Below are 23,475 nucleotides of genomic sequence, written 5' to 3'. Positions count from 1 at the left end.
CTGCCGCCCATGCACAGTTGAACACCGAGCCGTGGGCAGGACACTCGGAGTATCGTCCGTTTGCCCATCGTCGCGCACCCCGCGGGCGGGCCCGCCCCGGCATGGCGGATTTCGAGGCCGTCCCTCTATATATCCTCCCGGGAGGCAGTTCGCAGATGGCCGATGAGCCGCCGCCCCTCAGGTCGAATGTCATTGCCGAGCCGGTCGCCGACGAGGACCGCGCCGGGACGGACCGGCTCGCGGCCGAACGCGCCCGGCCCCAGGCGGCCATTGAGAGCCACGAGATCGACCAGGGCACTTTCCTCCGGGGCGTGCCGCGCTCTCCGCGCGCCCGTTCGCGTCCCATCGACGCGATGCTGCGCCCGGCGCCGCGAGCCCTGGCCTTGCCGCCGGCGGCGTCCTCGTCCCGCTGCACCCGGGAGGGACACCGCAAGCTCAGCAGTGACGCGGTCGAGGGGCCGTGGGCCTTCGCGGAGAGGCGCGATCCCGCATGGTCCGGCCACTAGTGCTCCGCGGCGTCCCGCGGCGGGATCTCGCGCGTGCCCCGCCCTCGCACCGAGGACGGGGGAGCAGTGCCCCCGGTCGGATTCGAACCGACAACTGGTCCCTTTTAAGGGGACTGCCTCTGCCATTTGGGCCAAGGGGGCGTGCGTGCTCGATTTTAACCATGGAGCACGCCATATCGTCCATATCTTTGATTACTTGGACGGTGCGGGGACGGGGCTTGTCCGAGTGCGCCCCGCTGCCGAAAGAATTCATCGAATTGATATAATTCTTTCGTGAATGGAGATCCCTTCCGGTCCGGCGGGGAGTGGACGGCGGGCTGCCGTGCGCCGACCTGGAGGTCGCCATCCCGGCTGAGCACGCGGGGACGCCCGCTCGGGATCGGGGATCCGCTCGACCAGCCCGGACCGCGGCATGGTCTCGTACTCGATCAGGTGCGTGGGCTCGTCCATGCCAGTCCTTCTCCCGGTCGTGGCATCCGGGGCGGGGTCGGGTTGTGGATGACCGTCCGGAAGGGCATGAATCAGGGACACCGGACGAAGGAGGGGGCGTCATGGCGACCGAGAAGGCGGAGGTCAGGCTGGGCCGCGTCTACGACGAACCGGCGGGTGCGGACGGCGTCCGGGTCCTGGTGGACCGGGTGTGGCCCCGTGGGCTCAGCAAGGAGAAGGCCCACCTGGACGAGTGGTGCAAGCAGGTCGCCCCGTCCACGGAACTGCGCAAGTGGTACGCCCACGACCCGGAGCGGTTCGCCGAGTTCAGTCGCCGCTACCGGTCCGAACTGCGGGACGCCGAACGCGCGGAAGCCCTGACCCACCTGCGGGACCTGGCCCGCGACCGTCCGGTGACCCTGCTCACCGCCACCAAGGACGTCGCCATCAGCCAGGCCGCCGTACTGGCGGAGATGATCCGCCCCTGACCGAGACCATGGCGTGCCCTAGGTCAACGAGCCGGGTGGTCCAGGCGGCGAACGTCACGTGCAGGCTCGGCTCGTTCCCGCTGCTCCCCGAATGCCGCCAGCCGGTCGGGATCCACAGGACGTCCCCGCGCGCAGGACGGCCACCCGGCCGGGCCGCTCGGTGCGGGGGTCCGGCCCTGGCCGGCTCCGGCGGACCTGGACGACCGGGGGCCTGACGCTGGTCGTCCAGGTCCTCCTGCTGCCCGCCGGCGAGCTGTCGCAGGCCGCCGGCGGCTTCGGCTCACCGAGCGACTGACCGGCGGCCGGGCGATGGCCCGGCCGCCGGTCCGGTCCGTGCCGAGGCGCCCAGGATCATGCCCCGTGGCGGCCGCGGTACGAGCTCAACGACCTACCATTGGGCGACGGTATTCCAGTTCCAAGCCTTGTTGTACATGCCGCCCGGGCTTCCCCCGTAACCGGTGCTCAACTCCAGCGAGCCCCCCGGGTAGGTCTGGAAGAGATAGGTGCCGTACTTCCGGTTGACCAGGACCTTCTTATGGGTCGAGGTGGAGTTCGTCCACTGGAACTGCTTTCCGGAGGTGCACTTCTTGGTGTACAGCGTTCCGGTCTTCTTGGCCGCCAGGCACTTGCCGGTGAGCCGGTTGCGGAGCTGGCTGATCTTCTTGTCCGGCGTCGCGGCGTACCAGACGTACGGAGGCTGAGCGCCCTTGTACTTCTTGCACGTCGTGTTCGCGGACACCTTGCCCTTCTTGGAGCTCTTCAGGCACTTCTTGCTGTACCCGTTGATGTAGTTGGCGCCCTTCTTCCAAGGCATCTTCTTCACGGCGGGGCCGTTCGCCGTGGTGGAGGTCACCGTGGTGGCCGCCGCGGGGGTCGCCGGCGCGGCTGCCGCCGAGGGCGCCGCCGCCGCGAGGGACAGGCCACCGATCACCGTCGCGGCGATGAGACCGCCGGTGACGGTCCCCCGTCCACGGCCGGTCTTGGCGGGAATCTGCATTGACTCTCCTGGAATGTTTCGATCATGCGGGAGCGAACGAATACGGGTTCGGCGGGGTGACGCAACGCTGAGCCACTCCGAGACTCTTCTCCTTTCAGATCCGAAAGTGCTGCGCCCGTCATTCATCCGGTGCGCCGATCCTGTCTCGCAGCGCTATCGTTCAGCTATCAAGGCGATAATCGCCCGGGGCGGACCGAGCGGTCAGGCCGTGACGGCCGCGGCCAGGGCCATGCCGCAGTAGGCGGCGCCGAGCCCGGTGCCGATGCCGGCGGCGGCGTTCAAGACGGCGAACAGGCGGGCGCCCTCCTCGGCCAGCCGCAGCGTCTCGTAGCTGAAGGTGGAGTAGGTGGTCAGCGCTCCGCAGAAGCCGGTCCCGGCGGCGGCCATCAGCGCCGAGCCGGCGGGCAGCGCGGCCAGGAAGCCGAGCAGAGCGCAGCCCGCGATGTTGGCGGTGAAGGTGCCCCAGGGGAAGACGGTGTCGTGGCGGGACTGCACCGCGCGGTCGGTTAGGTACCGCAGCGGCGCGCCGAACGCGGCCCCCAGGGCGACGAGCAGGGTCGTCACCGGCCCTCCGCCTCGATCGGGCGAGGGCGCTGCGGCGTGCAGGCGGGGGGAGTCATGACGGGTCCTCGGGGGAGCGGCGGAAGCGCCGGGTCAGCAGGCGGGTCAGATGCACTCCGGCGTGGACGGCGGCCAGCGCGCAGAACAGCGTGGCCGCGAGATAGGCCAGCGCGGTGCGCGGGGACCCGGACTGGAGGGCCCGCTGGAAGTCGACGATGTAGGTGGAGAAGGTGGTGTAGCCGCCCAGCACCCCCACGCCGAGGAACGGGCGGGTCAGCGGGTGCGCCCGCCAGACCTCGGTGATCGCCACCATCAGTGCGCCGATCAGCAGGCACCCGGACACGTTGATGGAGAACGTCGCCCAGGCGAACCCGCCCGGCCCGCGCCCGAACGCCTCGGAGAGGCCGTACCGGGCCAGCGATCCGGCGACGCCGCCCGCCGAGATCGCGGAGAGCGTCGCCCACGGCGCGCGGCGCAGCTCGCGGCGCTGCCTCGGAACGTGCAGGTCGATGTCGGGATCGACGGCGACGGGACGGGGCTCGGGCACGGCTCCTCCTACCAGGATGGACGATCTTCACTGGTAGGGACCGTTGGCGGCGGTCGCCGCGGTCGTCCCCGCATCCGCGGAGGTGGCGGGCCCCACCGCCACGGCCCCGTCCTGCGGGGCCGGGATCCATGATAGCCACCGGGAACCGAAGGCGGTGCTTGCGGGGCGGTCGCCGCCCTTCGGCGCTACTGTAAGGAACGTAGCCCGGCGGTGGGGCCCGCCGACGACCGCGGAGATACCGCCAACGGTCCCTGTCGTGAGACGACGGCGGAGCAGCGCTGGATCGCCAGATCCACGGTGATGACCCGCGTTTCCTGCGGCGGCCAGGCGACGAGGAGGGCCACCGAGGATGAGCATCGACGCTTCCACGCCGTACCCGCGTGCCGCCGACCAGGACGTCTGCGACTCGGCGCTGTTCACCATGCTGATCACGCGGGCGCCCCTCGGGGTCGCCTACCTCGATGGTGAGCTGCGCTTCCGCCGGATCAACGAGGCGCTGCTCGCCGCGCTGGGCCCGGTCGCCGGACGCGACGCCGCACGGCTCATCGGGCGGCGGCCCGCCGAGGTGCTCGACGCGGGCTTCGCGGGGGCGCTGGAGACGTCCCTGCTGGCGGCCCTGCGGGAGAAGCGGCCGGTCTCCGACCTGGAGCTGCGCATCGAGCCGTCCCCGGACGGTGCGGACGGCGACCGGGCCGCGGGCCCGCGCTACTGGATCTGCTCCTTCCTGCCGGTCCCGGCGGCCGACGGCACGGTGCGGGGCGTCGCCCTCATCGCGTCCGACGCGACCGAGCGCCGCGCCACCGAGGACGCCGTCACGCGGCGGGCCGAGTGGTACCGGTCGCTGATCGAGGCGACCTCCCAGATCGTGTGGGTGACCAGCCCGTCGGGTGCGGTGACCGAGGACGCGCCGCAGTGGCGCGCGGTGACCGGGCAGACGCCCGAGGAGTACCTGGCCGGCGGCTGGCTCGCGGCGGTGCACCCCGAGGACCGCGTCCTGGTCGAGACGGCCTGGCGGCAGAGCCTGCGCGAGCGGACGGTGCTGGAGGCCGGGTCGCGGATCCGCACCCGGATGGGGAGCTGGCGCCACTTCGACCTGCGGGCCGTGCCGATCTGGCGGGGCGGCGAGGTGGTCGAGTGGGTCGGCGCCAACACCGACGTCACCGGGCAGCGTGAGGCCGAGGAGATGCGCGGGCGGCTGACCGAGCAGCTGTCGGCGGCGGCGCTGCGCACCTCGCGGCTCCAGCAGGCCACCTCGATGCTGGCCGAGGCGCTCACGGTCGCGCAGGTGGTGCAGGTCATCACCGAGGTCGGCCGGTCGGCGGTCGGCGCCGACCACTGCGCGGTCGCGCTGCTCGACGACGACGGGCTGCGGCTCGACGTGGTCGTCCCGGCGCCCGGGCGCGGGGGCGGCGAGGCCCAGGCGCGCGGGATGGACGTCGACGACGTCGCGGTGGGCGAGCAGACCGTCATGTCGGTGGCGGCCCGCGAGGCCCGCCCGTTCTTCGCCGACAGCCCGGCCAGCCTGCGCCTGCAACTCGGCCGGGACGAAACGGCCTGCTTCGCCCCCGATCCCCCCGAGCGGGCCTGGGTGGGGCTGCCGCTGCTGGCGGCGGGCGCGACGATCGGCGCGCTCCGCTTCTCCTTCGACCGGCCGCGGCAGATCACCGAGGACGAGCGGGTGTTCCTGGAGGCCCTGGCGGGCCAGTGCGCGCTCGCGGTGGAACGCGCCCTGCTGTTCGAGCGCGAGCACGAGACGGCCGAGGACCTCCAGCGCAGCCTGCTGCCGAGCGAGCTGCCGCAGCTCCCGAACGTGCGGCTCGCCGCCCGCTACAACCCGGTGACCCGGCATGTGCAGGTCGGCGGCGACTGGTACGACGTGTTCGCGCTGCCGGACGGCCGGCTGGCGATCGTGGTCGGGGACGTCATGGGCAAGGGCGTGCTGGCCGCGGCGATCATGGGCCGGGTGCGCAACGCGCTGCGCGCGCTCGCGCTGAACGACCCGCGGCCCGCGGCGGTGCTGTCCGGCCTCGACCGGCTGTTCAGCGCGACCGAGCACGCCGAGCAGTTCACCACGCTGGCCTACCTGGTCATCGACCCCGACACCGGGAAGGGCGTCTACAGCAGCGCGGGCCATCCGCCGCCGCTGATCCTCTCGGCCGGGGACCGCCCCTACCTGAGCGACATCCAGCCCGGCACCCCGCTGGGCTGGCCGAGCACCCGGCAGCAGGCGGCGTTCTCGCTGAACCCGGGCGAGACCGCGGTGCTGTACTCCGACGGGCTGGTCGAGAACCGGCGGCGCGGGGTCGACACCGGCCTCGACGACCTGGTCGCCGCCGCCGCCGAGCTGCCGCCGGAGGAGGCGGCCGACCCCGAGCGGCTCGTCGACTACCTGGTCGACCGGCTGCTCTCCGGCTACGAGCAGTCCGACGACGTGACGATCCTCGCCGTGCACGCACCGCTGAACGGCGCCTGACTCTATCGGCGTCCTGTCAATCGGAGTCGGGGGAGTCCGCCGGGCCCGGGGCGCCGGCGGCGGCGAGGCCGGGCACCACCCGCTCGATCAGGTGCAGCAGGACCTCTTCGAGGAGGAGGTGCGCCTGGGCCCTGCTCAGCCGGCCCTGCTTGAGCCACTCGCGGGTGGCGGCCTCGGCGAGCCCGGAGTAGCCGCGGAAGGCCGACCGCACCTCGGCGTGCTCGCGCGACAGCGAGGTCAGCCCGACCACCTCGGTCATGTGGTCGACCGCGCGCTCCCGCGCCTCCTCCAGGATCCGTTCCAGCTCGCCGTCGCCGCCGGAGGCGGTCAGGTCGAGCGCGGTGAGCCAGGTCTCCCGGTTGCGCGACAGCAGTTCGAGCCAGGCGTCGATGCTCTGGTGCACGCGCTCGCGCACGCTCGCGCCCTCGACGAAGGCCGGGATCGGGATCGGCGGGACGCCCATCATCTCGCTGACGGCGGCGAGGTACAGCTCGCGCCTGGTGCCGAAGTAGTGGTTGAGCAGCCCCCGGCTGACGCCGGCCGCGGCGGCGATCTCGGTGTTGGAGACCGTCCCGTACGGGCGCCGGCTGAACAGGGCGCGGGCACAGGCCAGGATCTGGTCGCGCCGTTCGTCGGGCTCCTTGCGGACCCGGCGCGACGGCGGGACGGGCGGGTGCTCGCTCACGGGGTCCTCACGGTCGGCGGCCGGCGGGGCGTGCCCGCCGGCCGTGTCGGCGCTCTGACGATGGAAGCGCTCATACCGTCAGCGGTCCGTCCCGAGGCGGGGCGCGGGCACCCGTGCCCGGACCGGTTGCTCGAGCTGGTCGTCGGCCCAGAAGTCCTCGAGCTCCTCGGCGGTGAGGTCGGCGACCGGGACGGGGGGAAGGGTCCGGCCGGTGCGGGTGGCCCAGACGGTGAACAGCATGAGCGCGAGCAGATCGGTGTCCGAGAGGACGCGGTGGGGGTCGCCCGGGTCGCCGAGCGGCGGCGACGGCTCTGTGTCCGGCAGCGGCATCGTATGACTCTTACGTTGGGGAAGCGGGGTGTACGGAAACCACTGTGGCCTTCCGGCGGCCCGGATATGGCGGTCATCGAGGAATCCGGACAGGATCGGATGATCGGTGCGCGGAGCAAGGGTCATTCGTCACCATTCGCTCCACAGTCCGGCCGATTCAGCACGGGTCCGATGGATGACGTGGACGGGCCGAAAACCGATGCCGGAGAATGTGTCAGGTGACCGGTGCCGGCACGGCGCCGGTGGGATCATGTCCTCTGATCCGGACCCTGTGTTCTCACCCACGATCGAGCGGATGAGGGGTATGCCCGACGACGATCGCGCACGCGCACTGGACGCCTTCATCGCCGAACTGAACAGGGCCTGGAAGATCGCCGGGCCGCCGACCTACGCGGTGCTGGAGGAGCTGTCGCGCCGGCTCGAGTCCGACTCGCTGCCGGTCTTCGGGGTGCGTGTCATCGCACTTCCGAAGTCGACGGTGAACGACCTGCTGAAATGCCGCCGGCGGCGGGCGCCGAGATGGCAGCTGGTCGCGTCCTTCTGGGCCCTGCTGCGGGTGGTCGCGATCGAGGGCTCGGTGAATCCGGACCGCCTCGGCACCCTCGACGAATGGCGCCGCAAGTACGAGGCGATCGACGGCCCCCCGCACGAGGCCCCGCACCAGGCCGGAGGGGCCGTGACCAGCGTCGCCGGCGCGGCGGCCGTGGCCGGGCGGCCGGGCGCGGTGCTCCAGGCCGGGCACGCGGGCACGGGACGGTCCCGGGCCGGCCGCGCGGGCGCGAGACCGAGTGCGGGGGTGCGGCCGAGGACGGGGGCGCGGCCGGGGCCGGGCCCGGTGGGCCTCGCCCGCAGCGACGCGCTCGGCAGGCGTCCGTCCGGCGACGCCGAGGAGTCCAGGCGGGCCTGGCTGCTCGCGCTGACCAAGCAGGCCGCGGCGCTCGCCTGGTGGGCCGACTACCGCGACGTGGTGCCGGAGTGGTTCGAGACCTACCTCAGCCTGGAGCCGGACGCCGCCGTCCTCCAGGTCTACGAGCCGCGCTTCATCCCGGGCCTGTTGCAGACCGAGGGGTACGCCCGCGCCACCATCCGGAGCGGCCGTCCCGGCGCGGACGCCGCCGAGATCGACCGGCGCGTCGAGCTGCGGATGCGCCGCCAGGGGATCCTGCGCCGCGAGGGCGCCCCCCAGTTGCGGGCGACCATCGACGAGCGCGTGCTGCGGGCCGGTCCCGGGCCCGGCGGCGCCGCGATGATGCGCGATCAGATCGGGCATCTGATCGAGGCGTCCGCGCTCCCGAACGTGCGGATCCAGCTCCTGCCGGCCGGTGCCGGGGGCCCGGCCGCGGCGCTCGACGGGCCGGTCACGCATCTGCGTTTTCCCGGGCGCGACATTCCCGATGTGGTCTATCTCGAACAGCTCACCTACGCGCTTTATCCGGAGAAGTCCAAGGACGTCCGGCATTACTGGGGAGTGCTCGCCCGCTTGGCGGTCGCCGCCGACCGGCCGGGGGCGAGTGTCGCGCGCCTCGCCCGGACGCTCGGCGAATTCTAGAATGCGTGATCTCGCCCCTATGGACCGCATCTCTCTTATGTCTGATATCGACGGAGATGGCGCGCGCCGGGGAGTGCTTGCTAGGTTAGGTGAGCCTTACTTCTCATGTACTCCGTCCCCCGTGGAGGCACCGCCGTGACGAACCCCTTCGACGACCCCGACGCCGCCTTCCTCGTGCTCGTCAACGACGAGGGCCAACACTCGCTCTGGCCCGCGTTCGCCGAGGTCCCCGCGGGATGGGCGGCGGCTTTCGGTCCCGGGCCCCGCACCGGGTGCCTGGAGTACGTCGAGACCCACTGGACCGATCTGCGTCCCCGGAGCCTCGCCGCCCGCGCCGCGGGCTGAAGCGGAGCTGCTGCGGCGGCGCTGGAGCGGGCTGGAGTGGGCGCGGTGCGGCGCCCCGCGCACTCGTCCGGTAACAACCGGACGGCGGCTTTATTGCATTTATTGTCAATGCTTGTGGACGGGGCGGTTGTGACAGTAACGTCCTTCTGGGTTCGATCTGACGCACCCACGCCCTCCGCGTGCAGAGCATCGAGGTGAGCTCGGCGGCGGACCCGATCGCCCCCGCCGGCTGGGGGAGCGTCCAACTGGAGAGGCCATGAAGAAGCGTACCGACCGGAAGATCGCCGTCGGCGGCGTGGCGGTGACCGCGGTCGTCCTGCCCGGCATCATGGTGATCCTGGCGCAGACTGGGGTGGGCCGGCCCGTCTCCTCCAACGGCACGCCGGAGGCCGCCGCCGGCTCCGAGCAGCCCGTCGAGATGCCCGGCCCCGGCGTCGGGATGCCGTCGGTCCCGCCCACGACGTCGCCCTCGGCCTCGCCGACGCCCTCGACGAGCTACCCCTTCAGCAGCGGGCACCCGACGGTCAAGGTGGCCGACCCCGACCGGCAGCCCCGGCTGCACGGGAAGAAGACCGGGCTCCCCAAGGGCGCGGAGTCGGCCCGCAACGGCAACGGCGTCTACCGCTCGTCCGACGACGGCGCCAAGGTCACCGCGGTCAAGAAGGTCTCCAAGTACCAGTTCGACGTCACCATCGCCGCGCCGGCGCTCGGCTCGTCGGTGAAGACCCGGGTGCTGGTGCCCAAGTCGTGGTCGGCCGGCGCGACCCGCACCTGGCCGGTGGTGTACGCCTACCACGGCGGCCGGAACAACTACCAGTCCTGGACCAAGGACTCCAACCTCGCGCAGGTCGCCGCCGGCGACGACGTGATGGTCGTGATGCCCGAGGGCGGCTCGGGCGGCTCCTACACCAACTGGTGGAACGGCGGGAAAGGCGGCATCCCGGAGTGGGAGACCTTCCACATCCAGGAGGTCATCCAGCTCATGGAGCGCAACTTCCACGCCGGCACCGCCCGCGCCGCCATCGGGCTGTCCTCGGGCGGGCAGGGCGCCATCACCTACGCCGAGCGGCACCCGGGGCTCTTCCGGTACGCGGCCTCCTACAGCGGTGCCCTCAACATCACCGCGCCCGGCATGCCGACCGTGCTCACCTCGATGGACAGCGGCGGCGGCGTCGACCGCTACGCCATCTGGGGCGAGCCGATCCGCGACCGGGCGAACTGGCAGGCGCACGACGCGACGGTCATGGTGGGCAGGCTCAAGGGCATCGGCGTCTACGTCTCCTCCGGCAACGGGCAGCCCGGCCCCTACGACAAGTCCGGCACCGCGCCCTGGGACGCCGGACGCGTCGGCGAGAACTTCGCGGGCACGATGAACGCCAACTTCGTGAAGGCCGCCCGGCAGGCGGGCGTCGCGGTCACCGCCAACCTCTACGGTCCCGGCACCCACAAGTGGGCCTACTGGAAGCGGGAGCTGGTCGCGAGCTGGCCGGCGATCACCACCGCCATCGGCGCCGGCCGCTCCTGACCGGCCGCTCCTGACCGGCCGCCGGGGCCGGAAGCGGCCACTGGCCCCGGCCCCGGTCCCGCCGATCCCCGTCCCGCGGATCCGCGCGCCGTGTACGGTGTGGGCATGTCCATCCTGAACGCACTTCTTCTTCCCGGGCCGCGTTGACGCACTGAGTCGACGCGGCCCGCCCCTCGTGTTCCGAGGGGCTTTTTCATTTTCCGGGGGAGACGGCACGGCAGATGGAGACGCTCAGATGAAGGCGAACGACACCGACGGGACCGCGCCGCCGTACCGCTACGACGCGCGCCTCGCGAACGAGATCGAGCGCCGGTGGCAGGACCGCTGGGAGGCGGACGGCACCTTCGACTCGCCCAACCCGGCGGGACCCCTCGCGGACGGGTTCGGCCGCGTCGCCGGCCGCCCCAAGTTCTTCGCGCTCGACATGTTCCCGTACCCGAGCGGCGCCGGCCTGCACGTGGGGCACCCGCTCGGCTATATCGGCACCGACGTGCTCGCCCGCTTCCTGCGGATGACCGGGCACCACGTGCTGCACACCTTCGGGTACGACGCGTTCGGCCTGCCCGCCGAGCAGTACGCGATCGACACCGGCCGGCATCCGCGCGACACGACCCGCGCGAACATCGACGCGATGCGCCGCCAGCTCCGGCGGCTCGGCCTGGGCCACGACACCCGCCGCGAGATCGTCACCAGCGACCCGGAGTACTACCGGTGGACGCAGTGGATCTTCCTGCGGCTGTTCGGCGCGTGGTGCGACGAGCGGACCGGCCGGGCCCGCCCGATCGCCGACCTGGTCGCGGAGTTCGAGGCGGGTGAGCGGCCCGCGCCGGACGGCCGGCCGTGGGCCGCGCTCACCGGCGTCGAGCGGCGCCGGGCGGTCGACGCGCACCGGCTGGCCTACCTGGCCGAGGAACCGGTCAACTGGTGCCCGGCGCTCGGCACCGTCCTGGCGAACGAGGAGGTCACCGCGGACGGCCGCAGCGATGTCGGGAACCACCCGGTGCACCGCCGCCCGCTGCGGCAGTGGACGCTGCGGATCACCGCGTTCGCCGACCGGCTGATCGGCGACCTGGACCTGGTCGACTGGCCCGAGCCCATCAAGCGGATGCAGCGCAACTGGATCGGGGCCAGTGACGGCGCCCGCGTCTCCCTCCCGGTCACGGGCGGCGGCGAGCCGATCGAGGTGTTCACCACCCGTCCGGACACGCTGCGCGGCGCCACTCACGTCGTGCTCGCGCCCGAGCACCCCCGGGCGGACGGGCTGCTCCCCGCGGCCTGGCCGCCCGGCACCCCCGAGGCGTGGCGCTTCCCCGCGGGGCGCGGCCCGGTCCCGGCGGCGGAGTGGACGCCGCGGCGCGCCGCCGCCGCGTACCGCGACCGGACGGCACGGCTCGGCGACCGCCGGCGTGCGGCCGGGGCGGACGCCGGGACCGGCGTTTTCACCGGCGCCCACGCGGCCAACCCGGTCACCGGCGAGGCGATGCCGGTCTTCCTGGCCGACCACGTCCTGATGGGGTACGGCACCGGGGCGGTGATGGCGGTCCCCGCGCACGACCAGCGCGACCTGCACTTCGCCCGCGCGTTCGGGCTGGAGGTCCGGCAGGTGCTGGAGCCCGGCCCGGAGTGGTTCGCCGGGCAGGGCATCGAGCCCGGGACGCCGGCCCGCGACTGGCCCGTCGCGTTCACCGGCGATGGCCGCCATGTCCCGGCGTCCGGCGGCCCGGACCTTCACGGGCTGGGCCGGGCCGACGGGATCGCGGCCGTCATCGCGTGGCTGGAGGAGCGGGGCGCGGGCCGGGCGGTCCGCTCGTACCGGCTGCGCGACTGGCTGTTCTCCCGGCAGCGGTACTGGGGCGAGCCGTTCCCCATCGTCTACGACGAGGACGGCCTCCCGGTCGCGCTGCCCGACTCCGCACTGCCCGTCCTGCTGCCGGAGATGACCGACTTCCGGCCGAGGCCGCAGCCGGACGGGACCGGCGACCCCGTGCCGCCGCTGGCCAAGGCCGAGGAGTGGGCCACGGTCGAGCTCGACCTCGGCGACGGCCCGAAGACGTACCGGCGCGAGCTGAACACCATGCCGCAGTGGGCCGGGTCCTGCTGGTACCACCTGCGCTACCTGGACCCGGCCAACACCGAGGCGTTCGTCGACCCGGAGGTCGAGCGCTACTGGATGGTCCCGCCGGACGCCGGATCCGGCGGGGAGGGCGGGGTGGACCTGTACATCGGCGGCGTCGAGCACGCCGTGCTGCACCTGCTGTACGCGCGTTTCTGGCACAAGGTGCTGTACGACCTGGGGCTGGTCTCGACGAAGGAGCCGTACCGGCGCCTGTTCAACCAGGGCTACATCCTGGCCGACGCCTTCACCGACGAGCGCGGCATGCACGTCCCGGCGGCCGAGGTCGCCACGGCCGCCGACGGGACGCCGTCCCATCGGGGCAGGCCGGTCACCCGCCGCGCGGGCAAGATGGGCAAGAGCCTCAAGAACGGCATCGGCCCCGACGAGATGTGCGACCGGTACGGCGCCGACACGCTGCGGCTGTACGAGATGGGGATGGGGCCGCTCGACACCGACCGGCCCTGGCGGACCGACGACATCGCGGGCGCGCACCGGTTCCTGCAACGGCTGTGGCGTTCGATGGTCGACGAGACGACCGGCGGGCCGCGCGTCACCGACGCGCCGCCGGACGCCGCGACGCTCCGCGCCCTGCACCAGACGATCACGGTCGTCCGCGCGGACGTCGGCGGGCTGCGCCTCAACACCGCCATCGCCCGGCTGATGGGCCTCACCGCGCGCGCCGCGAAGATCGCCGCCGCCGAGGGGGCGGTGCCGCGCGCGCTGGCCGAGCCGCTGGTCCTCATGGTGGCGCCGCTGGCCCCGCACATCGCCGCGGAGCTGTGGTCGCGGCTCGGGCACGACACCCCGGTGGCCCACGCGGGCTTCCCGGAGGCCGACGCGTCGCTGGCCGCCGAGCCCTTCGTCGAACTGCCCGTCCAGGTCAACGGGCGGACCCGGTTCACGATCGAGGTCCCGGCGGACGCCGGCCGCGAGCGGGTCGAGCGGATCCTGGCCGAGCACCCCGGCTACGCCCGGCACACCTCCGGCGCCACGGTCCAGAGGCTGGTCGTGGTGCCGGGCCGGATCGTGAACATCGTGGCACGCCGGCCCCCGGCCGCCGGTGCCGCACAGGGCCCCGAATAGAGGCCGGACGCCATTTTCCCGTGCCGTGCATTGGCCTGGTAAAGAGACCTCCACCAGGCAGAACAGCGTGCTTGCCGGGTTTATCACGAGCGGGTCGCGGATACGAAAGGTTACGTAGCAGTCACAGACAGTAAGGAGCTAGTCGTGTCTCGTTTCGTAACGACGTTGGCCGCCCTTGGCATTGCCGGTGGCGTGGCGTTCGCCGCCGCCGGTCCCGCCTCCGCCGCACCGGTCGACGGTCACGGTCACGGTCACGGAAAGGGCGGGGATGTGTTCCAGTCCTGCGTCAAGGAGCAGAGCTCGTGGGGGGTCATCGCCCTCAACCTCGACCTGCTCACGAACTGCATCTCCAATAACAACTGGCACTAGCGCGCACGAGTCCGGTGCGCCCGGACGACGTTCTGTGAGCACTTTCCAGTGGACTCACCGAACGCCCGGCGCACCGGTCTCCGCGTTACCGGACGGGCGGTGCATTCGCGCCGCCCGTCCGTCATACGCGGGAGTGCTACCGGAGCAGCGCCGTCAGCTCCCCGAGGTCCGCGGCCTCGGCCAGGCCGTAGGTGAGCTCGGTGATCCGGGCGGCCTCGGCGGCGCCGACCCGCCGCGCGGCGTTGAGCCGGAACTTGGTGGCCAGCTCCTCCGGCGACAGCGGATTGCCCGCGCCGCCGCGGTTGGCGTCCACCCGTTCCTCCAGCTCGCGGCCGTCGCGGGTCCGGACGCGGAGGACGGCCGGGAACTGGTGCGGGAAGATCTCGTCGCACCGCGCGTCGGGCACGCAGCGGACCTTGGCCGCCAGCGCCAGCCGCGCGGGGTCGGCCGCGGCCTCGTCGGTGAAGTCCTCGTGGAAGACCCCGAGCCCGCCGCCGCCGAGCAGCGCCGCCGCCACCGTGTAGGGGCCGGAGAACGCGGCGTGGTAGCCGGAGCTCGGACGGATCTTGTCCTCGAGCGGCTCGCCGATGGTCCGCAGCACCGCGGTGGGCGCGCCGAGCTCGATCGACTCGATCTCGGCCGGGTCCAGGCCCCGCGCGCGCAGCCGGCGGGCCGCGTCGATCCCGGCGTGGGTGAAGTGGTTGCAGGGGTAGGGCTTGAAGAAGATCCCCGGCAGTTCCCAGTGCTCGCCGAGCCGGTCGGTGAGCTCGTCCGGGTGGGCCTGGTCGCCGCAGAACGCCTGGAGCAGCCCGAACCGGCCCTCCAGCACGGTCGGCGGGCCGGTGATCCCGGTACGGGCGAGCCCGGCGGCGGTCACCGCGGCGTGCGCCGCCCAGCCGCAGTGGATCCGCTTGACCGTGCCGCCGGTGCGGTTGGCCTCCAGCAGGCCCGCGCCCATGCTGGAGGCGATGCCGATCGCGTCGGCGATGCCCCCCGCGTCCAGCCCGGACAGCATGGCGGCCGACGCCGCGCCGCCGAGCGCGCCGCAGATCGCGGTGGCGTGCAGGCCGCGTTCGAAGAACACCGAGTTGCCGAGCTCGGCGTCGTAGCCGGCCATGCCGAGCCGCACCGTGATCTCGATGCCGACGCCGATCGCGTCCAGGAGCGCGGCGCCGCTCGCGCCGCGCGCCTCGGCCGCGGCGAGCGCGGCGGGCACCACCGACGCCGACGGGTGCAGCACCGACGGCAGGTGCGTGTCGTCGAAGTCGAGGGAGTGCGCGAGGGTGCCGTTGAGCAGCGCGGCGCTCGGCTCGGGCAGCCGGACGCCGGTCCCGATCGCGGTGGAGCGGCCCGCGCCGCCCCACTCCCGGACGAGCTCGCCGACCGCGCGGGCCGGCGGCTCGCCGGTCGCGGCCAGGCTGTTGCCCAGCACGTCGAGCATCCGGCGGGCGGCGTCGGCGCGCAGCTCGGCGGGCAGTCCCCGGGTCCGGACGTCGTCCGCCAGCCCGGCCAGCCGCTGGACCAGTGTGGAGGTCACGCCGACACCGCCGCGAGCGGGCGGACGGGGGAGCCGGTGCCGCCCTTGATGCGCAGCGGCGCCAGCACGAACACGAACTCGTTCAGGCCGGCCTCGGCGAGCGCCTCCAGGTTGAGGTGCTCCAGGATGTAGATGCCCGACTCCACCAGCAGCACCCGATGCACCGGGAGCACGGCGTGCCCGGCACCCGCCGGGATCTGCTCGTAGGCGGTGGTGTCGGCGCCCGTGGCGGCGATCTCGCGGGCGGCCAGCCACTCGGCGGCGGCGGTGGTCACCCCCGGCACGCCGGTCTCCTTACCCATGTAGGCGGTGGCGTCGTCGAAGTTGCGGGCCCAGCCGGTGCGGATCAGCGCGACGTCGCCCTTGCCGGGCTCGGTGCCGGCGCGCTCGGCGGCGGCCTCGAGGTCGGCGACGGTCACGCCGTACCCGGGGGGCAGCGTCGGGACGCCGTGGACGGCAGCGACGTCGAGCAGCACCCCGCGGCGCAGCAGGCCGGGCAGCGTCTCGGCGCCGAGGCTGGTGAACGTGCCGCCGTGCTGGGCCTCGGCCGCGTCGACCCCGCCGTGCAGCAGGCCGTCCTGGCTGACGTGCGACAGCGCGTCGATGTGCGTGCCGACGTGGCCGCCGGTCACGATGATCTCGTTGGCGGCCGAGCCGCCGTCCGGCCGCTCCATGTCGCCGTGCCGCCGGATCAGCGTCATCCGGAACCCGGGGTGGTTCGGCGAGCACGGCATCCCGGTGAAGAACGGCTGGCCGAGCTCGATCAGCCGGACCCCGCCGGCGACCGCCGCGAGCAGCGGATCCTGGGTGCGCGTGACCTGGTCGGTCATGAGTGGTGCCCTTCGTTGACGGGCCGTCCGCCGGACTCGGCGACCGCGAGCAGCCAGGTGGCCCGCTCGACGATCGCCTTGTCCACGAACCGGCCGGTGGAGTCGATCCACGCGGCGTCGCCGCGTTCGGTGGCGGTGGTCAGCTGGTCCATCAGCTCGCGCGCCCACGCGACGTCCGCGGGGTCGGGCGCGCTCGCCTCGTGCACCACGGGGATCTGCGCCGGGTGGATCACCGAGCGCCCGAAGAACCCGGCGCGGCGGCCCGCGGCGGTGTCGGCGCGCAGGCCGTCCAGGTCGCGGACCGCCGTCCAGACGCTCTGCGCCGGGCTCGGCAGCCCGGCGGCGCGGGCGGCGACCACGACCCGGGAGCGGGGCCACGCCAGCGCGTCGCCGCCGCCGGTCCGCAGGTCGGCGGCGAGGTCGGCCTCGCCCAGCGAGATCCCGGCGACCAGCGGGTGGGCGGTGGCGAGCACCGCCGCGTTCTCCACTCCGAGGGCGGACTCGATCAGCGGGTGGACGGGCACGCCGAGCGCGTCCGCGACCCGGCTCAGCTCGCCGGGGTCCTCGCTCTTGGGGACGCGCACCCCCGCCGGGGCGGACGGGGCGGCGGCGAGCGCCGCGATGTCGGCGGCGCCCTCGGGGGAGGACGGGACGTTGATCCGGACGTAGGCGTGCGCGCCCTCCGCGAGGGTCCGCACGACCTGCCGCCTGGCCTCGTCCTTGGCGGCCGGGGCCACCGCGTCCTCCAGGTCGAGGATCACCGCGTCCGCCGCGGAGGCCAGCGCCTTGCCGATCCGGTCGGGACGGTCGCCGGGGACGTACAGCCAGGTCCGGGGCGGCGGGGCGGCGGTCACTTGATCACGCCCTTGGCGCGCAGCTCGGCCAGGCCCTCCTCGGAGACCCCGTACCGGCCGAGGATCTCGGCGGTGTGCGCACCGAGCGGCGGGCCCGCCGAGTCGATCCGGCCGGGCGTCTGGGAGAGCCGGAACAGCACGTTCTGCATCTTCAGCGGGCCGAGCTCGTCGTCGGGGACGGTGGTGATCGTGCCGAGGGCCTCGAACTGCGGGTCGGCCATCACGTCGGCGGCGTTGTAGATCGGCGCGACGGCGGCCTGGGCCTCCTCGAACGCCCGGACGACCTCGTCCCGGTCGCGCTGCGCGATCCACGAGCCGACGGCCTCGTCCAGCTCGTCGGCGTGCTCGGCGCGCTCGGACCCGGTCGCGAACCACGGCTCGTCGATCAGCTCGGGCCGGCCCACCAGCCGCATCACCCGCTCGGCGATCGACTGCGCGCTGGTGGAGATCGCGACCCACCGGCCGTCGCTGGTCCGGTAGGTGTTGCGCGGCGCGTTGTTGCTGGACCGGTTGCCGGTGCGCGCCTGGAGCTCGCCGAGCTGGTCGTAGGTGATGATCTGCGGGCCGAGCAGGGTGAGGATCGGCTCGATGATCGCCATGTCGACGACCTGGCCCTCGCCGGTGGCATCGCGGGCGCGCAGCGCGGTCATCACGGCGAACGCCGTGGTCAGCGCCGCGATCCCGTCGGCCAGGCCGAACGGGGGCAGCGTCGGTGGCCCGTCCGGCTCGCCGGTGATGGCGGCGAATCCGCTCATCGCCTCGGCGAGCGTGCCGAACCCCGGCCGCTTGGAGTAGGGACCGAACTGCCCGAAGCCGGTGACCCGGGTCAGCACCAGCCGCGGGTTGATCTCGCGCAACTCGTCGTAGCCGAGGCCCCACCGCTCCAGGGTGCCGGGCCGGAAGTTCTCGATCACCACGTCGGCGTCGGCGACCATCGCGCGGAACAGGTCCTGCCCCTCCGGCGAGCCGAGGTAGAGCGTCATCGCCTTCTTGCCGCGGCCGAGCATCTTCCACCAGAGGCCGACGCCGTCGCGCCGCGCGCCGTGGCTGCGCACCGGGTCGCCCTTGGGGTGCTCGATCTTGATCACTTCGGCGCCGAAGTCTGCGAGCAGTGTTGCGGCGAGCGGCCCGGCGAAGAGCGTGGCTGTGTCGAGCACCCGGATTCCGGACAAGGCATCCGTCATGGGGCATACCGCCTTTCCTGTCGGCTCGCTGCCCTCGCGCGAGGAGGAGAGGGCGGGCAGGTCCGCATTGTTTCGCTTAGGGGAACGTCGGTGAACGCCGTGTTGCGTCGCGCGCACCTCAGCCTGCCCACAAGTTCGCACTGTTCTCCAGGGTGAGTCAAGTTGTTACAGGTTATTGACCTGGACGTGTGGTGGGTGCCACGATGACGCAACATCTACTTGGCGTTTCTCTAAGCGGAACACCACAGGATCGGCGGGAGGAGTGGGAATGTCCGCTCGAAAGCTCGTCGCCGGGCTAGGCGCCTGCGCGGTCCTCCTGGCCGGGTGCGGCGGGTCGGCGCCGTCCGGGGCGGCGGGCGCCGCCGCCGGGCGGGACCACGGCCCGGTCAAGATCGGCGCGCTGCACCCGGTCAGCGGGGCGAACGCGGTCGACGGCCAGCAGATGCGCCGCGGCGCGCAGCTCGCCGTCGAGGCGATCAACGCCGCCGGCGGCATCAAGTCCCTCGGCGGCCGAAAGGTCGAGCTCGCCGAGGGCGACACGCAGGGCAAGGCCGAGGTCGGGCAGAGCGAGGCGCAGCGCCTCATCTCCGAAGGCGCGGTCGGCCTGGTCGGCACCTATCAGAGTGCCGTCAGCACCAACGTCGCCGTGGTCGCCGAGCGCAACCGGGTGCCGTTCGTCATGGACGTCACCGCCTCGGACGCGATCTTCGCGCACGGCTACCGCTACGCCTTCCGGGTGCAGCCCGGCAGCGAGGCCATCTCGGCCGCCGCCGCCGCGTACCTCAAGGAGGTCTCGGAGAAGGCGGGCAAGCCCGTGCGGAAGGTCGCCTTCCTGCACGAGCAGACCGACTTCGGCAGCGGCGCCGCCGAGGCGTTCAGCAAGGCCGCGGCGAAGCTCGGCATCCAGATGGGGCCGAACATCAGCTACGACGCGGTCACCACGTCCGACCTCACCGCGCAGATCACCCAGGTCAAGGCGTCCGGGGCGAACGTGCTGGCGGTCGCCGGGTACTACCGCGACAGCCTGCTGGCGGCCAAGGCGATCAACGCCGTCAAGCCGAACCTGGACGCGGTGTGGGGCGTCTCCAACGGTGCCTACGACCAGCCCAAGTTCGTCACCGACGCCGGGGCCCTGGGCGAGCGCTACTTCAGCACCAACTACCACTACGACGCCAAGAACGACCAGACGACCAAGCTCCGGGCCGACTACCAGCGCCGCTTCGGCGCCCCGATGCGCACCGGCGCGGTCCTGGCCTACGACGCCGTCCAGGTGATCGCGCAGGCCGTGGACCGGGCCGGCGGGACCGACGCCGAGAAGGTGCGCGAGGCGATCAGCGCCTCCCAGGTCACCCCGCTCGCCGTCGGCCGCGGGCCGATCCGGTTCGCCGCCAACGGCGACAACCGCAACGCCCTCCCCGTGCTGATGCAGATTCAGGGCGGCCAGGTGAAACAGGTCTATCCGGCGGAGAAGGCCGAATCCCAGCCCAACTACTCGGTGACATGGCGGCCATGAGCAATATCGGAAACCAGAAAGGGGCGGCACTCGCCCCGGACGCGGAGGCGCCAGGAGCGGCCTCCCCGCGAGGCAAGGCCCCCCACCCGCTCCGCGCCGCGCTCGGCGGCGGGGGCAACGCGGCGATCCTCAAGCGCGTCGCGATCATCGGCGGCGCCCTCGTCATCGCGATCGCGGTCGCACTGCTGAAGTCGGGCAGCGGCCTGGTGGTCTGGCAGTCGGTGGTGACCGGCCTGCTGATGGGCGGCCTGTACGGGCTCATCGCGATGGGCCTCACGCTGATCTTCGGCGTGCTCGACATCGTCAACTTCGCGCACGGTGCGCTGCTCGCGGTGGCCATGTTCATCGCGTTCGGCGTGGTCCAGGGCACCGGCCTGCACCCCTACCTCACGCTGCTGGTGGCGGTGCCGGCACTGTTCCTCATCGGCGGCGTCGTGCACCGGGGGCTGCTCAGCGGCACCGGCGGCGGATCGCTGGAGAACCAGCTCCTGATCACGCTCGGGCTGTCGCTGCTGCTGGAGAACGGGCTGCTGATGTTCTTCGGCGCCGAGCCGAAGACCGTCACGCTGCCCGGCGACTTCCAGTTCGGGCTGTTCGGCGCGGTGGTGACCGGCGCGCGGCTGTACGCCTTCGTCGGCGCGCTGCTGCTCGGCGCGCTGCTGTTCTGGCTGCTGCGCCGCACCCGGTTCGGCACCGCGATCCGCGCGGTCGCCGCGAACGGGCCCGGCGCCGAGCTGGTCGGCATCAACGTGCGCCGCATCCACACCCTCACCTTCGCGATCGGCACCGCGTGCGCCGGGGCGGCGGCGGTGCTGGCCGCACCGCTGATCACGGTCACCCCGACGCTCGGCGAGCAGTTCAACATCACCGCCTTCGTCGTCGTGGTCCTCGGCGGCATGGGCAATGTCGGCGGCGCGCTGGTCGGCGGGCTGCTGATCGGGCTGGTCGAGCAGCTCACCACGATCTACATGGACGGACAGAGCTCGCTGCTCGGCGTGTTCGTGGTCTTCGTCGTGGTGCTGTTCCTCCGCCCGCAGGGACTCTTCGGGAGGCGGGCATGACCGGCATCACCATCGCCGGGGGCACCGGCCCGGCCGGGCGCGGCGGCACCGGCCGCGCGACCAAGGCACCGCCGCTGCGCCCGCAGAACCGGCAGCTCGCGATCCTCCTGGTGTTGCTCCTGGTGGCGATCCCGCTGCCGCTGATCCTGCCGTCCGCGCAGGGCGCCGTCGCGGTCCGCATCCTGATCTTCCTGCTGATGGCGGTCGGCTGGAACATCATGAGCGGCTTCGGCGGGATGTTCAGCTTCGGGCACGCCGCCTACTTCGGGCTCGGCGCCTACACCAGCGCGTACCTGCTGGTGGAGCACGGGGTCTCGCCGTGGATCGGGATGCTTGCGGGAATGGCCGTCGCCGCGGGCGTCGCCGTCGTCATCGGCTACTTCGCCTTCCGCTACAAGCTCCAGGGCGCCTACTTCGCGCTGGCCACCTTCGCGTTCGCGGAGATGCTGCGGCTGATCGTCACCAGCACCGAGTTCACCAACAAGGCGGTCGGGTTCAGCGTGCCGCTGATCCAGGGCTCCTCGCTGTGGAAGATCCAGTTCGCCGCCGACTCGCCCGCCTACTTCTGGATCGCGCTGGCGCTGGCCGGCCTGGCCGGGGCGGCGAGCATCCTGTTCCTGCACTCGCGATCCGGCCGGTACGTCACCGCCATCCGCGACGACGAGCTCGCGGCGGCCTCGCTCGGCACCCCGGTGATGCGCCACAAGCTCATGACGGTGGCGCTGTCGGCCGCGATCACCGCGGTGGCCGGCGCCTTCTACACCCAGTACTACCTGTTCGTGAACCCGGACCTGGCGTTCGGCTCCTCAGTGTCGATCCAGGCGATCGCCACCGTGGTGATCGGCGGGATCGGCACGGTCTGGGGCCCGGTGGTCGGCGCGATCATCGTCGGCTCGCTGTCGGACGTGACCGCGACCCTGCTGCGCACACCGCCGGACTTCCTGAACTTCCTCCAGGGCCGCAGCGGGCTGGACGTCGCCCTCTACGCGATCCTGCTGATCCTGATCGTCCGGCTGCTGCCCAAGGGCATAGTCGGCACCGCGATGGCGAGGTGGCGCCGATGACCATCCTGAACGTGACCGGCGTCGGCAAAGACTTCCGCGGGCTACGGGCGCTGTCGGAGGTGGAGTTCGAGGTCGGGCAGGGCGAGATCCTCGGGATCATCGGCCCCAACGGCGCCGGGAAGACCACGCTGTTCAACGTGATCTGCGGTGCGCTCGCGCCGGACACCGGCAGAGTGCTGTTCGCGGGCCGCGACGTCACCGGCCGCTCGCCCGACCGGATCGCGCGGGCCGGCATGGTCCGCACCTTCCAGCTCATGCGCCCGTTCGGCAGCATGAGCGTGCTGGAGAACGTGAGCCTGGCCGCCCAGCACGAGCGGCAGCCCGCGCGGCGGCTACGCGAGCGGTCCCTCGAGGTGGTGGAGCGGGTCGGGCTCGGCCAGTGGGCGCACCGGCCCGCGACCGAGCTGCCGACGGCCGGCCTCAAGCGGCTCGAGCTCGCGCGGGCGCTGGCCATGCGGCCGAAGGTCCTGCTCCTGGACGAGGTGCTGGCCGGGCTCGTCCCGGCCGAGCGCGAGCCGGTCCTGGACCTGCTCGCCGACCTGCGCGAGCAGGACGGCACCACGCTGCTGTTCATCGAGCACATCATGGCCGCGGTGATGCGGCTGTCGGACCGGGTGCTGGTCCTGGACCAGGGCCGGGTGCTGGCCGCCGGGTCGGCCGAGGAGGTCACCTCCGACCCGCGGGTGATCGAGGCGTATCTCGGAGAGGAGCCCGCCGGTGCTGAAGGTTGAGAAGGTCTGCGCGGGCTACGGCCGGATGCAGATCCTGCACGACGTCGACCTGACCCTCGGGGAGGGCGAGATCGTCGCGCTCGTCGGCGCGAACGGCGCCGGCAAGACCACCACGCTGCGCGCCGTCTGCGGGCAGATCCGGCCGACCGCCGGGACGATCACCTTCGACGGCGCGCCGACGCTGGGCCGCCGTCCCGACGAGCTGGTCCGCGACGGGCTGGTGCACGTCCCCGAGGACCGCGCGCTGTTCGGCACGCTGACCGTCGAGGAGAACCTGCGGATGGGCGCGTGGACGCGCTCGCACGCGCAGGCCGAGACGGCCCTGCGCGAGGTGCTGGAGCTGTTCCCCGTGCTGGCCGAGCGCCGCGGCCAGGTCGCGCAGACCTTCAGCGGCGGCCAGCAGCAGATGCTCGCGATCGGCCGGGCGCTGATGGCCGGGCCGCGGCTGCTCATGCTGGACGAGCCGTCCACCGGGCTGTCGCCCAAGCTGACGTGGGCGATGCTGGAGGCGATCGAGCGGATCCGCGACGGCGGGGTGTCGGTGCTGCTGGTCGAGCAGAACGCCAAGCAGGCGCTCGCCATCGCCGACCGGGCGTACGTGCTGGAGAGCGGGTCGACGGTGCTGCACGGCACCGGCGCCGAGCTCGCCGGCTCCGCCGAGGTCAGGAAGGCGTACCTGGGGCTGTGACGGAGGACCG

At 72.8% G+C, this 23,475-nt stretch carries 23 protein-coding genes and 1 tRNA gene; 14 read left to right on the top strand and 10 right to left on the bottom strand.

Annotated elements, in window-relative coordinates; genetic code table 11:
• Positions 1-155 precede the first annotated feature (155 nt).
• Positions 156-506 (top strand): hypothetical protein, encoded by a 351-nt coding sequence (locus QP090_RS18120; protein WP_285940152.1) that lies wholly within the window; start codon positions 156-158, stop codon positions 504-506.
• Positions 507-573: 67 nt separating this feature from the next.
• Here the strand turns inward: QP090_RS18120 and QP090_RS18115 are convergent.
• Positions 574-647 (bottom strand) — tRNA-Leu (locus tag QP090_RS18115).
• A 410-nt stretch (positions 648-1,057) separates the two neighbouring features.
• Here QP090_RS18115 and QP090_RS18110 point away from each other — a divergent pair.
• Positions 1,058-1,423, top strand: coding sequence for a DUF488 domain-containing protein (locus QP090_RS18110; RefSeq protein WP_285940151.1), 366 nt, complete (start codon positions 1,058-1,060; stop codon positions 1,421-1,423).
• A 91-nt stretch (positions 1,424-1,514) separates the two neighbouring features.
• Positions 1,515-1,718: a hypothetical protein gene (locus QP090_RS18105; RefSeq protein ID WP_285940150.1), complete on the top strand. Its 204-nt coding sequence runs from the start codon at positions 1,515-1,517 to the stop codon at positions 1,716-1,718.
• Between the two features lie 93 nt (positions 1,719-1,811).
• Here the strand turns inward: QP090_RS18105 and QP090_RS18100 are convergent, their stop codons facing one another.
• The 3 genes from QP090_RS18100 to QP090_RS18090 all read right to left on the bottom strand — a co-directional run bounded on the left by QP090_RS18100 (position 1,812) and on the right by QP090_RS18090 (position 3,528).
• Positions 1,812-2,420, bottom strand: coding sequence for a hypothetical protein (locus tag QP090_RS18100; protein WP_285940149.1), 609 nt, complete (start codon positions 2,418-2,420; stop codon positions 1,812-1,814).
• A gap of 201 nt (positions 2,421-2,621) precedes the next feature.
• Positions 2,622-2,984: a fluoride efflux transporter FluC gene (locus tag QP090_RS18095; protein WP_285940148.1), complete on the bottom strand. Its 363-nt coding sequence runs from the start codon at positions 2,982-2,984 to the stop codon at positions 2,622-2,624.
• Positions 2,985-3,036: 52 nt separating this feature from the next.
• Positions 3,037-3,528 carry a fluoride efflux transporter FluC gene (locus QP090_RS18090; RefSeq protein ID WP_285940147.1) on the bottom strand — a complete coding sequence of 164 codons (492 nt, stop codon included), beginning with the start codon at positions 3,526-3,528 and terminating at the stop codon, positions 3,037-3,039.
• Between the two features lie 349 nt (positions 3,529-3,877).
• On the opposite strand from QP090_RS18090, the gene QP090_RS18085 reads away from it, so the two are divergent.
• Positions 3,878-6,001, top strand: a complete 2,124-nt coding sequence (locus QP090_RS18085; protein ID WP_285940146.1) for a SpoIIE family protein phosphatase — start codon at positions 3,878-3,880, stop codon at positions 5,999-6,001.
• Between the two features lie 16 nt (positions 6,002-6,017).
• Here QP090_RS18085 and QP090_RS18080 read toward each other — a convergent pair whose 3' ends face one another.
• On the bottom strand, positions 6,018-6,686 hold the full coding sequence (locus QP090_RS18080; protein WP_285940145.1) for a TetR/AcrR family transcriptional regulator: 669 nt from the start codon (positions 6,684-6,686) through the stop codon (positions 6,018-6,020).
• A 78-nt stretch (positions 6,687-6,764) separates the two neighbouring features.
• On the bottom strand, positions 6,765-7,016 hold the full coding sequence (locus QP090_RS18075) for a hypothetical protein (RefSeq protein ID WP_285940144.1): 252 nt from the start codon (positions 7,014-7,016) through the stop codon (positions 6,765-6,767).
• 304 nt (positions 7,017-7,320) lie between these two features.
• Here QP090_RS18075 and QP090_RS18070 point away from each other — a divergent pair, with 304 nt between their 5' ends.
• The 5 genes from QP090_RS18070 to QP090_RS18050 all read left to right on the top strand — a co-directional run bounded on the left by QP090_RS18070 (position 7,321) and on the right by QP090_RS18050 (position 14,003).
• Positions 7,321-8,565, top strand: coding sequence for a DUF5753 domain-containing protein (locus QP090_RS18070; RefSeq protein ID WP_285940143.1), 1,245 nt, complete (start codon positions 7,321-7,323; stop codon positions 8,563-8,565).
• A 135-nt stretch (positions 8,566-8,700) separates the two neighbouring features.
• The gene (locus QP090_RS18065; protein ID WP_285940142.1) at positions 8,701-8,910 is read left to right on the top strand and encodes an MbtH family protein; all 210 of its coding nucleotides are present in this window, start codon (positions 8,701-8,703) and stop codon (positions 8,908-8,910) included.
• 256 nt (positions 8,911-9,166) lie between these two features.
• The gene (locus tag QP090_RS18060; protein WP_285940141.1) at positions 9,167-10,435 is read left to right on the top strand and encodes an alpha/beta hydrolase; all 1,269 of its coding nucleotides are present in this window, start codon (positions 9,167-9,169) and stop codon (positions 10,433-10,435) included.
• A 235-nt stretch (positions 10,436-10,670) separates the two neighbouring features.
• Positions 10,671-13,634 (top strand): leucine--tRNA ligase, encoded by a 2,964-nt coding sequence (locus tag QP090_RS18055; RefSeq protein ID WP_285940140.1) that lies wholly within the window; start codon positions 10,671-10,673, stop codon positions 13,632-13,634.
• Positions 13,635-13,778: 144 nt separating this feature from the next.
• Positions 13,779-14,003 (top strand): hypothetical protein, encoded by a 225-nt coding sequence (locus QP090_RS18050; RefSeq protein ID WP_285940139.1) that lies wholly within the window; start codon positions 13,779-13,781, stop codon positions 14,001-14,003.
• A gap of 136 nt (positions 14,004-14,139) precedes the next feature.
• On the opposite strand, the gene QP090_RS18045 is transcribed toward QP090_RS18050, so the two are convergent.
• Genes QP090_RS18045 through QP090_RS18030 form a run of 4 tightly spaced genes read right to left on the bottom strand, consistent with a single transcriptional unit; the run spans position 14,140 to position 18,408 of the window.
• Complete coding sequence (locus tag QP090_RS18045; protein WP_285940138.1) at positions 14,140-15,540, bottom strand: MmgE/PrpD family protein; 1,401 nt, start codon at positions 15,538-15,540, stop codon at positions 14,140-14,142.
• Positions 15,537-16,370 carry a cyclase family protein gene (locus tag QP090_RS18040; RefSeq protein WP_285940137.1) on the bottom strand — a complete coding sequence of 278 codons (834 nt, stop codon included), beginning with the start codon at positions 16,368-16,370 and terminating at the stop codon, positions 15,537-15,539. Before QP090_RS18040 ends, QP090_RS18045 begins: the two co-directional genes overlap by 4 nt.
• Positions 16,367-17,224 carry an HpcH/HpaI aldolase/citrate lyase family protein gene (locus QP090_RS18035; RefSeq protein WP_285940136.1) on the bottom strand — a complete coding sequence of 286 codons (858 nt, stop codon included), beginning with the start codon at positions 17,222-17,224 and terminating at the stop codon, positions 16,367-16,369. The genes QP090_RS18040 and QP090_RS18035 overlap by 4 nt, the downstream gene beginning before the upstream one ends.
• On the bottom strand, positions 17,221-18,408 hold the full coding sequence (locus QP090_RS18030; RefSeq protein ID WP_285940135.1) for a CaiB/BaiF CoA transferase family protein: 1,188 nt from the start codon (positions 18,406-18,408) through the stop codon (positions 17,221-17,223). The genes QP090_RS18035 and QP090_RS18030 overlap by 4 nt, the downstream gene beginning before the upstream one ends.
• Before the next feature lie 268 nt (positions 18,409-18,676).
• Here QP090_RS18030 and QP090_RS18025 point away from each other — a divergent pair, with 268 nt between their 5' ends.
• From QP090_RS18025 to QP090_RS18005, 5 genes are read left to right on the top strand one after another with little or no spacing between them, the layout of a single operon-like run.
• On the top strand, positions 18,677-19,921 hold the full coding sequence (locus QP090_RS18025) for an ABC transporter substrate-binding protein (RefSeq protein ID WP_285940134.1): 1,245 nt from the start codon (positions 18,677-18,679) through the stop codon (positions 19,919-19,921).
• The gene (locus QP090_RS18020) at positions 19,918-20,982 is read left to right on the top strand and encodes a branched-chain amino acid ABC transporter permease (protein ID WP_285940133.1); all 1,065 of its coding nucleotides are present in this window, start codon (positions 19,918-19,920) and stop codon (positions 20,980-20,982) included. The genes QP090_RS18025 and QP090_RS18020 overlap by 4 nt, the downstream gene beginning before the upstream one ends.
• Positions 20,979-22,046 carry a branched-chain amino acid ABC transporter permease gene (locus tag QP090_RS18015; RefSeq protein WP_285940132.1) on the top strand — a complete coding sequence of 356 codons (1,068 nt, stop codon included), beginning with the start codon at positions 20,979-20,981 and terminating at the stop codon, positions 22,044-22,046. Before QP090_RS18020 ends, QP090_RS18015 begins: the two co-directional genes overlap by 4 nt.
• A complete protein-coding gene (locus QP090_RS18010) occupies positions 22,043-22,777 on the top strand; it encodes an ABC transporter ATP-binding protein (protein WP_285940131.1) in 735 nt (244 codons plus the stop codon). The genes QP090_RS18015 and QP090_RS18010 overlap by 4 nt, the downstream gene beginning before the upstream one ends.
• Entirely contained in the window at positions 22,764-23,465 is a 702-nt protein-coding gene (locus QP090_RS18005) for an ABC transporter ATP-binding protein (RefSeq protein WP_285940130.1), read from the top strand. Before QP090_RS18010 ends, QP090_RS18005 begins: the two co-directional genes overlap by 14 nt.
• The last annotated feature ends 10 nt before the right edge of the window (positions 23,466-23,475 follow it).

The sequence above is a fragment of the Actinomadura xylanilytica genome, from assembly GCF_030283145.1.
Lineage (GTDB): Bacteria > Actinomycetota > Actinomycetes > Streptosporangiales > Streptosporangiaceae > Spirillospora > Spirillospora xylanilytica.
This window is presented reverse-complemented; position numbering and strand designations above follow the sequence as displayed.

Bases quoted from the DNA above. Each gene is read 5' to 3' on its own strand.
- QP090_RS18120 (WP_285940152.1), top strand. From the start codon at position 156: ATGGCCGATGAGCCGCCGCCCCTCAGGTCGAATGTCATTGCCGAGCCG.
- QP090_RS18110 (WP_285940151.1), top strand. From the start codon at position 1,058: ATGGCGACCGAGAAGGCGGAGGTCAGGCTGGGCCGCGTCTACGACGAA.
- QP090_RS18105 (WP_285940150.1), top strand. From the start codon at position 1,515: ATGCCGCCAGCCGGTCGGGATCCACAGGACGTCCCCGCGCGCAGGACG.
- QP090_RS18100 (WP_285940149.1), bottom strand. From the start codon at position 2,420: ATGCAGATTCCCGCCAAGACCGGCCGTGGACGGGGGACCGTCACCGGC.
- QP090_RS18085 (WP_285940146.1), top strand. From the start codon at position 3,878: ATGAGCATCGACGCTTCCACGCCGTACCCGCGTGCCGCCGACCAGGAC.
- QP090_RS18075 (WP_285940144.1), bottom strand. From the start codon at position 7,016: ATGCCGCTGCCGGACACAGAGCCGTCGCCGCCGCTCGGCGACCCGGGC.
- QP090_RS18070 (WP_285940143.1), top strand. From the start codon at position 7,321: ATGCCCGACGACGATCGCGCACGCGCACTGGACGCCTTCATCGCCGAA.
- QP090_RS18060 (WP_285940141.1), top strand. From the start codon at position 9,167: ATGAAGAAGCGTACCGACCGGAAGATCGCCGTCGGCGGCGTGGCGGTG.
- QP090_RS18055 (WP_285940140.1), top strand. From the start codon at position 10,671: ATGAAGGCGAACGACACCGACGGGACCGCGCCGCCGTACCGCTACGAC.
- QP090_RS18040 (WP_285940137.1), bottom strand. From the start codon at position 16,370: ATGACCGACCAGGTCACGCGCACCCAGGATCCGCTGCTCGCGGCGGTC.
- QP090_RS18030 (WP_285940135.1), bottom strand. From the start codon at position 18,408: ATGACGGATGCCTTGTCCGGAATCCGGGTGCTCGACACAGCCACGCTC.
- QP090_RS18025 (WP_285940134.1), top strand. From the start codon at position 18,677: ATGTCCGCTCGAAAGCTCGTCGCCGGGCTAGGCGCCTGCGCGGTCCTC.
- QP090_RS18020 (WP_285940133.1), top strand. From the start codon at position 19,918: ATGAGCAATATCGGAAACCAGAAAGGGGCGGCACTCGCCCCGGACGCG.
- QP090_RS18015 (WP_285940132.1), top strand. From the start codon at position 20,979: ATGACCGGCATCACCATCGCCGGGGGCACCGGCCCGGCCGGGCGCGGC.
- QP090_RS18010 (WP_285940131.1), top strand. From the start codon at position 22,043: ATGACCATCCTGAACGTGACCGGCGTCGGCAAAGACTTCCGCGGGCTA.